The organism is Curtobacterium sp. VKM Ac-2861 (assembly GCF_013204965.1).
Classification (GTDB): Bacteria; Actinomycetota; Actinomycetes; order Actinomycetales; family Microbacteriaceae; genus Curtobacterium.
Window position 1 is genome coordinate 264330 of sequence record NZ_JABMLA010000001.1, and the last position, 12502, is coordinate 276831.

Annotated in this window: 11 protein-coding genes and 1 tRNA gene; 6 read left to right on the forward strand and 6 right to left on the reverse strand. The window is 70.1% G+C overall.

Going from position 1 to position 12502, the window contains the following annotated elements; all coding sequences use genetic code 11:
- The first annotated feature begins 28 nt into the window (after window positions 1–28).
- The 5 genes from HQQ88_RS01145 to HQQ88_RS01165 all read left to right on the forward strand — a co-directional run bounded on the left by HQQ88_RS01145 (window position 29) and on the right by HQQ88_RS01165 (window position 3955).
- Window positions 29–1240 (forward strand): glycosyltransferase, encoded by a 1212-nt coding sequence (locus HQQ88_RS01145; RefSeq protein ID WP_173168403.1) that lies wholly within the window; start codon window positions 29–31, stop codon window positions 1238–1240.
- A gap of 10 nt (window positions 1241–1250) precedes the next feature.
- A tRNA-Ile gene (locus HQQ88_RS01150) sits at window positions 1251–1325 on the forward strand.
- A gap of 7 nt (window positions 1326–1332) precedes the next feature.
- Window positions 1333–2457, forward strand: a complete 1125-nt coding sequence (locus HQQ88_RS01155; RefSeq protein WP_173168404.1) for an AI-2E family transporter — start codon at window positions 1333–1335, stop codon at window positions 2455–2457.
- A complete protein-coding gene (locus HQQ88_RS20030) occupies window positions 2454–3284 on the forward strand; it encodes a DUF1684 domain-containing protein (RefSeq protein WP_173168405.1) in 831 nt (276 codons plus the stop codon). Before HQQ88_RS01155 ends, HQQ88_RS20030 begins: the two co-directional genes overlap by 4 nt.
- Window positions 3285–3454: 170 nt before the next feature.
- Window positions 3455–3955 carry a DUF3145 domain-containing protein gene (locus HQQ88_RS01165; RefSeq protein ID WP_235035923.1) on the forward strand — a complete coding sequence of 167 codons (501 nt, stop codon included), beginning with the start codon at window positions 3455–3457 and terminating at the stop codon, window positions 3953–3955.
- 87 nt (window positions 3956–4042) lie between these two features.
- Here the strand turns inward: HQQ88_RS01165 and HQQ88_RS01170 are convergent, their stop codons facing one another.
- From HQQ88_RS01170 to aceE, 6 genes are all read right to left on the reverse strand, one after another.
- Window positions 4043–5287, reverse strand: a complete 1245-nt coding sequence (locus HQQ88_RS01170) for a beta-ketoacyl synthase (protein ID WP_123292578.1) — start codon at window positions 5285–5287, stop codon at window positions 4043–4045.
- Window positions 5288–5370: 83 nt separating this feature from the next.
- The gene (locus HQQ88_RS01175; protein ID WP_017886710.1) at window positions 5371–5619 is read right to left on the reverse strand and encodes an acyl carrier protein; all 249 of its coding nucleotides are present in this window, start codon (window positions 5617–5619) and stop codon (window positions 5371–5373) included.
- A 120-nt stretch (window positions 5620–5739) separates the two neighbouring features.
- Entirely contained in the window at window positions 5740–6744 is a 1005-nt protein-coding gene (locus HQQ88_RS01180; protein WP_111085698.1) for a beta-ketoacyl-ACP synthase III, read from the reverse strand.
- On the reverse strand, window positions 6741–7682 hold the full coding sequence (locus HQQ88_RS01185) for an ACP S-malonyltransferase (RefSeq protein ID WP_132100547.1): 942 nt from the start codon (window positions 7680–7682) through the stop codon (window positions 6741–6743). The genes HQQ88_RS01180 and HQQ88_RS01185 overlap by 4 nt, the downstream gene beginning before the upstream one ends.
- 78 nt (window positions 7683–7760) lie before the next feature.
- Window positions 7761–8975 (reverse strand): CdaR family transcriptional regulator, encoded by a 1215-nt coding sequence (locus HQQ88_RS01190; protein WP_111085717.1) that lies wholly within the window; start codon window positions 8973–8975, stop codon window positions 7761–7763.
- 37 nt (window positions 8976–9012) lie between these two features.
- The gene (gene aceE, locus HQQ88_RS01195; protein WP_123292581.1) at window positions 9013–11757 is read right to left on the reverse strand and encodes a pyruvate dehydrogenase (acetyl-transferring), homodimeric type; all 2745 of its coding nucleotides are present in this window, start codon (window positions 11755–11757) and stop codon (window positions 9013–9015) included.
- Between the two features lie 240 nt (window positions 11758–11997).
- Between aceE and HQQ88_RS01200 the strand changes: the two genes are divergently transcribed.
- Window positions 11998–12486 carry a peroxiredoxin gene (locus tag HQQ88_RS01200; RefSeq protein ID WP_111085695.1) on the forward strand — a complete coding sequence of 163 codons (489 nt, stop codon included), beginning with the start codon at window positions 11998–12000 and terminating at the stop codon, window positions 12484–12486.
- Window positions 12487–12502: the final 16 nt, after the last annotated feature.

The following is a 12502-nucleotide window of genomic DNA, read 5'->3' on the forward strand; positions in this document are numbered from 1 at the left end:
AATCGCCCACGAGAGGACGACGCCCGCCGTGTCAGGAGACGTCACCACCGCCACCGCCGAACCGACGGGTGCGACGGGCGGACACCGACCCTTGCGCATCCTGATCGCCGCGGACACCTTCCCGCCGGACGTCAACGGCGCCGCCACCTTCGCCGAGCAGCTCGCCGTCGGCCTGGCCGAGCGCGGGCACGAGGTCCACGTCGTCGCCCCGGCCTCGAGCCGCAACTACGGCACCTTCGACGAGGAGCACCAGGGCGTGACCCTCGTCGTGCACCGCCTGAAGTCGTACAAGTGGCCGCTGCACGCCTGGCTCCGTTTCGTGTGGCCGTGGAGCGTCAAGAAGTGGACCGGCCCGATCCTCGACGCCGTGAAGCCCGACGTCCTGCACATCCAGTCGCACGTCGTCATCGGTCGCGGGATCGTCCCCGAGGCGAACGCGCGCGGCATCCGGGTCATCGCGACGAACCACTTCATGCCCGAGAACCTGCTCGAGTACACGCCGTTCGGCAAGTGGACGCTGCCCCTCGCGCTGAAGATCGCCTGGAGCGACGCGGCGAAGACCTACCGGCTCGCCGACACCATCACGACGCCGACGAACCTGGCCGCCGACTACCTGCGGAAGGCCATCGCCGGTCAGCGGGTGCTCGCGATCTCGTGCGGGATCGACGCGTCGCGGTACGTCGCGCGCGAGGGCCGTCCGGTCAACAACGACATCGTGTTCGTCGGCCGCGTGGCGCCGGAGAAGAACCTCGACGTGCTGGTCCGGGCCGTGGCGCTGCTGCCCGGTTCGCTCGCGGCGACCCTGACGATCGTCGGCGACGGCGAGATGATCCCGAAGCTGACCGCCCTGGCGAAGGAGCTCGGGCTCGAGGACCGCGTCCGGTTCCTCGGGTTCGTCTCGGACGAGGTCAAACGCACCGCCCTGACGAACGGCACCGTGTTCGCGATGCCCTCCACCGCCGAGCTGCAAAGCATCTCCTCGCTCGAGGCCATGGCGTCCGGGCTGCCGGTCGTCGCCGCCGACTCGATGGCGCTGCCCCACCTCATCGACGGCAACGGGTACCTGTTCGCCCCCGGCGACGAGCACGACCTCGCCGCCAAGCTCGAGGCGGTGCTCACGGCGTCGGGAGCGGAGTACACGGCCATGCGAGAGCGCAGTCTGGCCATGATCGAGGCACACGACATCAACCGCACGCTCACGACGTTCGAGGCGCTGTATCGTGGGGAACCGGTGGCCTGACGGTCGTCGAGGGGCGGTAGCCAAGCTGGTCAAGGCAGTCGGCTCATAACCGAACGATTCGCGGGTTCAAGTCCCGCCCGCCCTACGTGCAGATGAAACGCAAGCGCGAGGACGACCACGACGCTGCTGGTCCGACGCCGAACGTCACGTTCCAGGTGAACCGTGGTGGCACCGGCGTGCGCGTCAACGCCTTCCGCCTCGGGTTCATGGGTGCCATCGGGGTGCTCGTCGCGCTCCTCGCCGGCACCATCATCGGCGAGCTCAGCACCGTCCTCGTCTACATCGGGGTCGCGCTGTTCCTCGCGCTCGGCATCGACCCGCTCGTGTCGTTCCTCGAACGGATCATCCCGCGGTGGGCAGCGATCACCATCGTCGTGGTCGGTGTCCTCGGGGTGTTCGCCGGGGTGGTGTTCGCGGTCGTCCCGATCCTGGTGGAACAGGCGACGAACCTGATCCAGAACTTCCCCGAGGTCGTCGACGACATCTCGAAGCAGCAGTGGGTGCAGGACCTGTCGAAGCAGTTCGCCGGGTCGTTCGACATCGACCACGCGCTCGAGTCGGTGCAGTCGTTCGTCGAGAACCCGGGCAACCTGCTCAGCGTCGGTGGCGGGATCCTGGCGGTCGGCAGCGGCATCCTGTCCGGGGTGACCGGTGTGCTCATCGTCCTCATCCTGATGCTGTACTTCCTCGCCTCGATGCGCGGGATGAAGCGCGCGGCCTACCGGTTCGTGCCGGCGTCGCGTCGCGAGAACTTCATCGACGTCAGCGAGCAGATCACCCAGGCCGTCGGTCGGTACGTGGTCGGTCAGGTCTCGCAGGCGCTCATCAACGGCATCCTGAGCCTGGTGTTCCTGCTCATCATCGGTGCGCCGCTGCCGGTGCTGCTGGCGTCGTTCGCGTTCCTCGGCTCGCTCATCCCGCTCGTCGGCACACTCAGCGCCGCCGTCGTCATCTCGTTGCTCTGCCTGTTCGCGTCGCCCGCGACCGCACTCGCCGCGGCGATCTACTACCTCGTCTACATGCAGGTCGAGGCGTACCTCATCTCGCCACGCATCATGTCGCGTGCCGTGCAGGTGCCCGGGGCCCTCGTGGTCATCGCCGCGGTGGCCGGTGGCACGATCGGCGGCGTGCTCGGCGCCCTGGTCGCCCTACCCGTCGCCGCGTCGATCATCATCATCGTGCAGAAGGTCATCTACCCGCGGCAGGAGCTGGCGTGACGGACGCCGCCGCCGGCTTCGCCGACCACGTCGCCGAACGCGATCGCTGGGCACGCGGGCCTCGTGGCCCCTTGGCCCTTGTGAACGCCCAGCACGTGGACCACCCGCAGCCGGTGTGGCCGGTCCTCGGCACCTGGGCACCCACGGTCGGCGGCCTCACGGTGACGGCCGCCGCCACCGACGGTGTCGTCGTGGACGGCGTCCCGGTCGACGGCACGGTGCTCGTCGCCGGTGACACCGCCGTGGTGCCATCCGCCGTCGCGTTCCCCGACGGCTTCGCGGGCACGTTGTCCTGCTCGACGCTGCGCATCTGGGACCCCGCAGCGGAGCCGATCCACCGCTTCGCGCGCATCGCCCGGTTCGCCCGGTCCGACGACTGGGTGGGTTCCGGTACGTACGTCCCGCTGGACCCCGGTGCGGGCGACGACCGGGAGGCCCGTGGCAGCGTCCGCGACGCCGCCGGCGACGCCCTGTCGGTCGCCGGGCACATCGAGGCGGCCGTCGGCAGCACGACCATGCGGTTCGTCGCGGTCCGGTCCGCCGCGTTCCGGAGTGCTCCACGGCTGCAGCTCATCGTGCAGGACACTACGAGCGCCCTCGCCGAGGACGACCCCGGCAGCACCTACTCGATGGGCCGCTTCCTGTACCTCGACGACCCCGGCGCCGCGGGCCCGGTCGAGCTCGACTGGAACCTGCTCGTCCTGCCGCCCTGCGCGTTCTCGTACCAGTTCGCCTGCCCGATCCCGCCGGCCGACAACCGCGTGCCCGTGCCGATCACGGCGGGCGAGCGGCACCCCGTCGACGCTGCGGGCACCGTCTTGCACTGAACCGGACCGCGCTCGGCGGGGTCCTTGCCGTTCCCAGCCGGAACGCTGCATAATGGGCGTGTCCTGTCGGGACATCACAATCGCATACCGAATGGTTCCGTGGCTCGCAGCCGCTCGGATCCTCCGCACCAGGTCGATGGGGAAGTCGCACCTGACGTATCGGAGGAACCGTGAACGGAACGACGACAGGAGTGCTCTACGTGCACTCCTCACCCCGCGCGCTCTGCCCGCACGTCGAATGGGCAGCAGGTCGCGCGATGAACCGCGCCGTGAACTTCTCGTGGCTCGACCAGCCGGCACAGGACGGTGCCCGGCGGACCGAGTTCACCTGGACCGGTGCGGTCGGTGCCGGTGCCGCGATCGCCTCCGCGCTCCGCGGCTGGGAGCACCTGCGCTACGAGGTGACCGAGGAACCGACGACCGAGTCCGACGGTGGCCGCTGGATGCACACGCCCGACCTCGGGGTCTTCTACGCGCAGACCGACGTGACCGGGAACATGGTCATCCCCGAGGACCGCGTCCGCTACGCGATGGAGGTCGCGGGCAGCAACGCGCTCGAACTCCACCGTGAGCTCCGGCTCGCGCTCGGACAGGCCTGGGACGACGAGCTCGAGCCCTTCCGGCACGCGGCCGAGGGCAACCCCGTCGTCTGGCTGCACCGCGTCGGCTGACCCGTCGTCGGGCACTGGACGGTGCCACGGAACGACGGAAGCCCGCCCCGACGACGCGGGACGGGCCTCCTGGCAGGGTGCGACGGATCAGACGCTGCGGAACGCGACCACGGCGTTGTGGCCGCCGAAGCCGAACGAGTTGCTCACCGCGAGGAGGTCGCCGTCGGGCAGCGCGCGCGGCTCGCGCGCGACGTCCATGACGATCTCCGGGTCCTGGTCGTTGAGGTTGATCGTCGGCGGCGCGACACGGTTGTGCAGCGCGAGGACCGTGAACGCGGCCTCGATCGCACCGGCACCACCGAGCAGGTGACCCGTCGACGCCTTGGTCGCCGACACGACGATGTCGTCGAGGTGGTCGCCGAACACGCGACGCATGGCGTGGTACTCAGCGACGTCGCCGACCGGGGTCGAGGTGGCGTGCGCGTTCACGTGCACGACGTCCTCGCGGCTGGCACCGGCGTGGTCGAGGGCCTGCAGGACCGCACGGGCGGCAGCGCTGCCCTCGGGGTCCGGTGCCGTGATGTGGAACGCGTCCGAGGTGATGCCGGCGCCGGCGACCTCGGCGTAGATGGTCGCACCGCGGGCCTCGGCGTGTTCCTTCGACTCGAGGATGAGCGCCGCGGCGCCGTCACCGAGGACGAAGCCGTCGCGGGTGACGTCGTACGGACGCGACGCGGTCTCGGGGGAGTCGTTGCGGCGCGACAGTGCCTGCATCGCCGCGAACGCCGCCAGGGGCAGCGGGTGCAGTGCGGCCTCGGCGCCACCGGTGATGACGATGTCGGCGTCCCCGTCGGCGACGTGGCGGTACGCCTCGGCCAGGGACTCGGTCGACGAGGCGCACGCCGACAGGTAGGTGCGGGCGCCACCACGGGCGCCGAACTCCATCTCGATGGCGGCGGCCGGACCGTTCGCCATGAGCATCGGGACCGTCATCGGCAGGACCCGACGCGGGCCCTTCTCGCGCAGGGTGTCCCAGGCGTCGAGCAGGGTGTTCACGCCACCGATGCCGGTCGCCCAGTCGACGATGAGGCGCTCGGGGACGACGGACTCGGCGTCGATGCCGGCGTCGGCCCACGCCTCACGCGCCGCGACGAGCGACAGCTGCGACGAGGGGTCCAGGCGCTTCGACTCGGGGCGGGTGAGCTGGTCGGTGAGGAACCGACGTGCCTGGCCGGCGAACTCCACGGGGAGTTCGAGCTCGGCGTAGCGCGGGTCCTCGATGCGGGTGATGCCGGACTTGCCGGCGAGCAGCGCGTCCCACGTTTCCGGGGCAGTCGCGGCGAGGGGTGAGATCGCACCGATCCCGGTGACGACGACGGTCTTCTTGGTCATGGAACGACGGTTCTTTCGTTGGGGAACAAGATGAGCGCCGCGGCCGACGGTGACCGCTGGCCGCGGCGCTCAGGAAGCTCGTGTCAGGCCTGGGCCTTGACGATGTAGTCGACCGCGTTGCCCACGGTCTTGAGGTTCTTGACCTCTTCGTCCGGGATCTTCACGTCGAACTTCTCCTCGGCGTTGACCACGATGGTCATCATCGAGATGGAGTCGATGTCGAGGTCGTCCGTGAAGGACTTGTCGGCGGCGACGGTGTCGGTGGCGATACCGGTCTCGTCGTTGATCAGCTCGGCCAGGCCGGCGAGGACTTCTTCGTTGGACAGGGCCATGAGTTTCTCCTTGAGGGGGGTGTCGTTTGACCGTGGACCAGCCTAGGGCACGCAGCGTGCTCGCGCCCGGAGACTCGTCGGGGTGGTCGCTGGCCGCGCGGGATGCGCGGCCGGGTGGGATCAGGGCAGGACGACGACCTGGGCGCCGAACACGAGCCCGGCACCGAAGCCGATCTGCAGGGCGAGCCCGCCGGACAGCTCGGGGTGTTCCTCGAGCAGGCGGTGGGTGGCGAGCGGGATGCTCGCGGCGGAGGTGTTGCCGGTGGTGGTGATGTCACGGGCGATCGTGACCGACTCGGGCAGGCCGAGCTGCTTCGCGAACTCGTCGATGATGCGGATGTTCGCCTGGTGCGGCACGAACGCCGCGAGGTCCTCCGGTCGGACACCGGCGGTCTCGAGCGCTTCGCGGGCGACCTTCACCATCTCCCACACGGCCCAGCGGAAGACCGTCTGGCCCGCCTGGCGCATGGTCGGGCGGGGCGCGCCGGCCTCCCACTCGTTGTAGGTCGCCGTCATGCCGATGGCGTCCCACTTCGAGCCGTCCGAGCCCCAGATGGTCGGGGCGATTCCGGGGAAGTCGCTCGGGCCGACGACGGCCGCGCCGGCACCGTCACCGAGCAGGAACGAGATCGAGCGGTCGGTCGGGTCGACGACGTCACTGAGCTTCTCGGCACCGACGACCAGGACGTGGTCGGCGAGGCCGGACTTGATGAACGAGTCGGCCTGGGCGATGCCGTAGGCGTACCCGGCGCACGCGGCGCTGATGTCGTACGCGGCGGCGGGCGTCGCGCCGATCCGCTCGGCGAGCAGCGACGCCATCGACGGGGTCGCGACGGTGTGCGTCACGGTGCTGACCAGCACGACACCGATCTGGTCGGGGGACAGGCCGGCCTTCTCGATCGCCTCGCGCGCGGCGGTCTCGGCGAGGTCGACGGCCTCGACGTCCTTGCCGGCACGCTTGCGCGTGATGATCCCGGTGCGCTGGCGGATCCACTCGTCGGACGAGTCGATCGGGCCGACCAGGTCGTCGTTCGGCACGACGTTTTCGCCGCGGGCGGCGCCGAAGGCCAGGATCCGGGTGAACTCGTGGCCGCGGCGCTGGGAGAGTGCGGGACGTTCGGTCATGCGGTGGCGTCTGCTTCCTGGTCCGCGCGCTGCAGCAGGTCGATCGCTGCGGGCAGGTCCTCGGGGGTCTTGATGGCGACGGACGGCGTGCCGCGCAGGCCGCGCTTGGCGAGCCCGACCAGGGCGCCGGCCGGCGCGAGCTCGATGATGCCGGTGACGCCGGCGGCCGCGAACGACTCCATCACGGCGTCCCAGTGCACGGGGCTCGCGATCTGCTGGACCATCAGGTCGACGAACCGGCGACCGTCGTCGACCCGTGAGCCGTCGGCGTTGGTCCAGATCGGCAGGGTCGGGTCGTGCACCGTGGCGGCCGCGGCGACCGGGGCCACGCGCTCGACCGCGGGGGCCATGAAGTGGGTGTGGAACGCACCGGCGACGGCGAGCGGGACCACGCGGGCCTTGGCGGGCGGGTCCGCCACGAGCGCGGCGATGCCGGCGGCCGTGCCGGCGACGACGGTCTGGCCGCCGCCGTTGTGGTTCGCGGGGACGAGCCCGTGGGACTGCAGTGCTGCGGCGACCGCGTCGGCGTCGCCACCGAGCACGGCGGCCATCGAGGTCGCTTCGAGGGCAGCGGCGTCCGCCATGGCCCGGCCTCGCTCGGCGACGAGCGACACGGCGTCGGTCGGCTCGAGGACCCCGGCGACCGCGGCGGCGGTGAACTCGCCGACCGAGTGCCCGGCGACCCCGCCGACGAGCGCACGGCGGCCGTCGGCCAGCAGCGCGTCGGCGGTCACGAGACCGGCGGCGACGATGAGGGGCTGCGCGAGTGCGGTGTCCTTGATGGTGTCCGCATCCGACGTGGTGCCGTGTGCGGCGAGGTCCACCCCGATCGACTCGGACCACTGCCCGACACGTTCACGAACGGCGGCGTCCTCGAGCCAGGGGGCGAGGAAGCCGGGGGTCTGGGAGCCCTGTCCGGGCGCGACGACGACGATCACCGGACAATCCTGTCGCTCATGCACCGCGGGGCCCGTGTGGGCTTCCCACACGAAACCCCGCGTGACATTGTCGGTTCCCTACCGGCGTGGGGTGATCCGGCGACGACCGGTGGCCGATTCGGACATCGCGCCGAGGATCAGGGCCGACTGCACGATCAGGGCGTCCCGAGCGTGCGTGGCGTCCCACCCGATGATGTCCGCGACGCGGCGCAGGCGGTAGCGGACGGTGTTCGGGTGCACGAAGAGCTCGCGCGCCGTGGCCTCGAGCGACCGACCGGTGTCCAGGTAGCACCACAGGGTCTGCAGGAGCTCGGTGGACTGGTCCTTGAGCGGCACGTAGATGCGCTGCACCAGGGCGGACCGCGCGAGCGGGTCGCCGGCCAGGGCGCGTTCGGGCAGCAGGTCGTCGGCCAGCGCCGGACGGGGGACCCCGCGCCATGCCCGCGCGACGGCGAACCCGGCGAGGGCCGCCTTCGCGCTGGTCGAGGCGTCGACGACCCCGGGGACCTCGTTGCCGAGCACCAGGTGGCCCTCGCCGAACAGCGGCTCGAGCGCCTGCGCGATGGCCGTGAACGAGACCGGGTCCTCCCCCTCGGGCACGTCGTCCCGCGGGGTCGAGCGCCCGATCACCACGACGAGGCGCGAGCCCTGCACGCCGACGAGCACGTCGGCGTCCATGTGGCGCGCGGTGCGGCGGACCTGGTCGACCTCGAGCTGCTTCGGTGCCGTGCCGACGAGCACCGCGACCTCGCCGTGCCCGTGCCACCCGAGGGCCGCGATGCGGGACGGCAGTTCGTCGTCGTACTCGCCCGACAGGATCGAGTCGACCACGAGCGCTTCGAGTCGGGCGTCCCACAGCCCGCGGGCCTCGGCCGCCCGGGCGTAGACGTCCGCTGCCGCGAAGGCGATGTCCCGCGAGTACTTCAGGATGGCTTCCTGCAGCATCTCGTCGTCGGCGGCGCGTTCCTCGACCACGGTGACCACCACGCGGATGAGCTGCAGGGTCTGCTGCAGGCTCACCGAGCGCAGCAGCTCACGCGGGGCTGAACCGAACACGTCGGCCGCGGCGATCCACGGCGTCGACGCGGTGCCCTCGAGCCAGCTGATGAACGAGGTGATGCCCGCCTGGGCGACGAGGCCCACGGCGGAGCGGCGCCCCGGCGGCATCTCGCTGTACCAGGGGAGGGTGTCCTCGAGCCGCTTGATCGTGGCGGTGGAGAGTTCTCCGGACACCTGACGGAGCCAGGAGAGCGCCCGCTCGCGCGCGCTCTCCTGGCTCTGGGCCTTCGACAGGCCCTCGGTGTCCGGCTGGACGGGCGTCACCTGCTGATCAGCTCTCGCCGCCCGCGCTGCCCGTGGTGCCGGCGGTCACGTCGTGCAGGCGGTACTTGTCGATCGCCTGCTGGACGAGTGCGCCGTCGACCTTGCCCTGGCGGGCGAGCTGCTGCAGCGTCCGCACGACGACCGAGGGGCCGTCGATGTGGAAGAAGCGACGAGCGGCCGGACGGGTGTCCGAGAAGCCGAAGCCGTCGGCGCCGAGCGTGGCGTAGTCGGTCGGCACGAACGGGCGGATCTGCTCCTGCACCTGGTGCATGAAGTCGCTGACGGCGACGACCGGCCCCTCGGTGGCGAGCAGGCGCTCGGTGACGTACGGCGTGCGCGGCGACTCGTTCGGGTTGAGGAACGCGTGCTGCTCCGCGTCGAGACCGTCGCGGTACAGCTCACCCCAGCTCGTGACGCTCCAGACGTCGGCGGAGACGCCCCAGTCCTCGGCGAGGAGCTGCTGCGCCTCGAGGATCCACGGCACGGCCACACCGGAAGCGAGCAGCTGGGCCTTCGGGCCGTCGTGCTCGCTCGGCTTGAGCAGGTACATGCCCTTGACGATGCCGTCGACGTCGATGCCCTCGGGCTCGGCCGGCTGGACGATCGGCTCGTTGTAGACCGTCAGGTAGTACATGACGTTCGGGTCGCTGTGCTTCGGCGAGCCGTCCTCGTTCGTGCCGTACATCCGGTCGAGGCCGGCCTGCACGATGTGCCCGATCTCGTACCCGTACGCGGGGTCGTAGGACACCACGGCCGGGTTCGTCGTCGCGAGGAGCAGCGAGTGGCCGTCGGCGTGCTGCAGCCCCTCGCCCGTCAGCGTCGTGCGACCGGCGGTGGCGCCGATCATGAAGCCACGGGTCATCTGGTCGCCGGCGGCCCAGATGGCGTCACCCGTGCGCTGGAACCCGAACATCGAGTAGAAGACGTAGACCGGGATGAGCGGCTCGCCCTGCGTCGAGTACGAGGTGCCCACCGCGGTGAACGCCGCCATGGCCCCGGCCTCGTTGATGCCGACGTGGATGATCTGGCCCTGCGGGCTCTCCTTGTACGCCAGGAGCAGCTCGCGGTCGACCGAGGTGTAGTGCTGGCCGTTCGGGTTGTAGATCTTCGCCGTCGGGAAGTACGCGTCCATGCCGAACGTGCGGGCTTCGTCCGGGATGATCGGCACCACGCGATTGCCGAAGTCGGGGGACCGGAGCAGGTCCTTCAGCAGTCGGGCGAACGCCATGGTGGTGGCGATCTCCTGCTTGCCGGAGCCCTTCTTGACGACCTGGTACTTCGCGTCCTCGGGGAGGGTGATCGAGGTGTACTTGGTCCGACGCTCCGGCACGTAGCCGCCGAGCGCCTGACGACGCTCGTGCATGTACTGGATCGCTTCGTCGTCGTTGCCCGGGTGGTAGTACGGCGGCGTGTAGGGGTTCTCTTCCAGCTGCGCGTCGGAGATCGGGATGCGCATCTCGTCGCGGAACTGCTTGAGGTTGTCGAGCGTGAGCTTCTTCATCTGGTGGGTCGCGTTGCGGCCCTCGAAGCTCGGGCCGAGGCCGTAGCCCTTGACCGTCTTCGCCAGGATGACCGTCGGCTGGCCCTTGTGCTCGGTCGCGGCCTTGAACGCGGCGTAGACCTTGCGGTAGTCGTGGCCACCGCGCTTGAGGTTCCAGACCTGGTCGTCGCTGTAGCCCTCGATGAGCTCGAGCGCCTTCGGGTCGCGCCCGAAGAAGTTCTCGCGGACGTACGCGCCGTTCTCGGCCTTGTACGTCTGGTAGTCGCCGTCCGGCGTCTGGTTCATCAGGTTGAGCAGCGCGCCCTCGGTGTCGCGAGCGAGCAGGTCGTCCCACTCACGGCCCCAGACGACCTTGATGACGTTCCAGCCCGCACCGCGGAAGAACGCCTCGAGCTCCTGGATGATCTTGCCGTTGCCGCGCACCGGACCGTCGAGTCGCTGCAGGTTGCAGTTGATCACGAAGTTCAGGTTGTCGAGGCCGTCGTTCGCGGCGACCTGGAGCTGTCCGCGCGACTCGACCTCGTCCATCTCCCCGTCGCCGAGGAACGCCCAGACCTGCTGGTCGGAGGCGTCCTTGATGCCGCGGTTGGTGAGGTACTTGGCCTGCTGCGCCTGGTAGATCGCGTTGATCGGGCCGATGCCCATCGACACGGTCGGGAACTGCCAGAAGTGCGGCATGAGCCGGGGGTGCGGGTACGACGACAGGCCGCCGCCGGCGTGGGACTTCTCCTGCCGGAACCCGTCGAGCTGGTCCTCGCCGAGACGTCCTTCCATGTAGGCGCGGGCGTACATGCCGGGAGAGGCGTGGCCCTGGAAGAACACCTGGTCGCCGCCGGACGCGTGGTCCTGCGCGCGGAAGAAGTGGTTGTAGCCGACCTCGTACAGCGCGGCGCTCGACGCGTACGTCGAGATGTGGCCGCCGACGCTGATGCCCGGACGCTGCGCGCGGTGCACCGTGATGGCCGCGTTCCAGCGGATCCACCGGCGGTACCGGCGCTCCAGTTCCTCGTCGCCGGGGAACTCGGGTTCGTTCTCCGGCGCGATGGTGTTCACGTAGTCCGTCGTCGGGACCATCGGCACACCGAGGTGCAGTTCCTTGGACCGCTTGAGCAGGCTCAGCATGATCTCGCGACCGCGCTGGTGTCCGTGGGTCTGGACCAATCCGTCGAGGGACTCACGCCATTCGGCGGTCTCCTGCGGGTCCTGGTCGTTCGCCCCGGTGCTGTACGGGTCCTGGTCGTTCACCGTCACCCTTGACCTCGTTCGTTCTCGTGGTGGTGGACATGGTGGCTCCGGTGGTCGGGTCACGACCGGATGGGGCCCCGTCCACTCTAGGCCCCAGCACCGACGGTGATGCTGATGGTGCGGTGCACGTGGCGGGTGCTCCCATTCGGGTGCGGTCGGCGTAGCATGGCCGATCGTGCACACGCGACCCGCGTGCGCACGGACCCGACGGGTACACCCCAACCCGAGGAAGAAGCACACGTCCCGATGGCTCTCGAGATCGGCTCTCTCGCGCCGGACTTCGAGCTCCCGAACCAGTTCGGTGAGCACGTCCGACTCAGCGACTTCCGCGGCAACCGCCCGGTCGCACTCGTCTTCTTCCCGCTCGCGTTCTCGTCGAACTGCACCAACGAGCTCTGCGCCCTGCAGGACAACGTCGCGATGTTCCAGGACCAGCGCGTCGAGCTGATCGGCATCTCGGTCGACTCCAAGGCCACGCTCCGCTCGTTCGCCGAGTTGAACGGCTACGACTTCGAGCTCCTCGCCGACTTCTGGCCGCACGGCGCGGTCTCGAAGGAGTACGGCGTCTTCCTCGAGCACAAGGGCTTCGCCACCCGCGCGACCTTCGTCATCGACGTGCAGGGCCGCATCAAGGCCTCGATCATCACCGAGCCCGGCCTGCAGCGCGACGTCGCCGAGTACAAGGCCGCGCTTGACCGCCTCGCCGCCTGCACCGCACCCGTCCCGGTCGGCTAGCGTTCCGAATCCCTCC

What these genes read in the sequence shown, in the direction of transcription:
- HQQ88_RS01155 (WP_173168404.1), top strand. Translation starts at nt 1,333, where the DNA reads ATGAAACGCAAGCGCGAGGACGACCACGACGCTGCTGGTCCGACGCCG.
- HQQ88_RS01170 (WP_123292578.1), bottom strand. Translation starts at nt 5,287, where the DNA reads ATGACCAAGAAGACCGTCGTCGTCACCGGGATCGGTGCGATCTCACCC.
- HQQ88_RS01175 (WP_017886710.1), bottom strand. Translation starts at nt 5,619, where the DNA reads ATGGCCCTGTCCAACGAAGAAGTCCTCGCCGGCCTGGCCGAGCTGATC.
- HQQ88_RS01180 (WP_111085698.1), bottom strand. Translation starts at nt 6,744, where the DNA reads ATGACCGAACGTCCCGCACTCTCCCAGCGCCGCGGCCACGAGTTCACC.
- HQQ88_RS01200 (WP_111085695.1), top strand. Translation starts at nt 11,998, where the DNA reads ATGGCTCTCGAGATCGGCTCTCTCGCGCCGGACTTCGAGCTCCCGAAC.